Genomic DNA, 846 nt, shown 5'->3' on the forward strand with positions numbered 1-846 from the left:
CTAGGTGACATACCCATAAACGGGATTCCCAGCGGAGCGTTGTTTTGATTCACTGATCTCAACCCTGGAGGTTGAGATGGCGCGCTTTGACCTGACGGATTTCGAGTGGTCGGTGATCGCACCGCTTCTGCCGACGAAGGTGCGCGGTGTCGCGCGGGTGGATGACCGTCGCGTTCTGAACGGCATTTTCTGGCGGCTGCGCACCGGAGCGCCTTGGGCCGATATCCCAGCGCGCTACGGTCCGTACACGACCTGCGTCAACCGGTTCAATCGGTGGCGCAAGGCCGGGCATTGGGGGCGCATTCTGCAAGCTGTATCAGCCGCTTACGATGGCGATATCCAGATGATCGACGCCTCGTCGATCCGGGTGCACCAGCACGCCGCCAACGGTCAAAAAAAGACGAGCGATCCCGTTGCATGGGTCGCTCGCGCGGCGGCCTGACCACCAAGATCCATGCCCTCGTCGATGCCGAGGGTCGCCCGATCCGACTGAAGTTGACCGAAGGCCAGGCTCACGACGGGCGCTCGGCCACCGACATGCTGGATACGGTCGAGCCGGGAAACATTCTTCTCGCCGACAGGGCCTATGACAGCGACGCCTTGCGAGAAAGAATGGCAGGGCGCGGCGCGTGGGCCAATGTCCGCGCCATGCCAAACAGGGTCAAAACCTTCCCATTCAGCGGCTGGGTCTACCGCCAGCGCAACGCCGTCGAGCGCTTCTTCAACAAGCTCAAACACTTCAGAGCCGTCGCCACCCGCTACGACAAGCGAGACGACAATTTCCTCGCTTCGATCCAACTCGCATCAATCCGCATCTGGCTGCGAAGTTATGAGTCGGTCACCTAG

At 61.2% G+C, this 846-nt stretch carries 1 pseudogene; it reads left to right on the forward strand.

Annotated features, from left to right (window positions below):
* Positions 1-76 precede the first annotated feature (76 nt).
* Positions 77-846 (forward strand): annotated as a pseudogene (locus tag EJJ38_RS20210) (IS5 family transposase).

Source organism: Aquabacter cavernae (assembly GCF_003993795.1).
In the GTDB taxonomy this organism is placed as follows: domain Bacteria; phylum Pseudomonadota; class Alphaproteobacteria; order Rhizobiales; family Xanthobacteraceae; genus Aquabacter; species Aquabacter cavernae.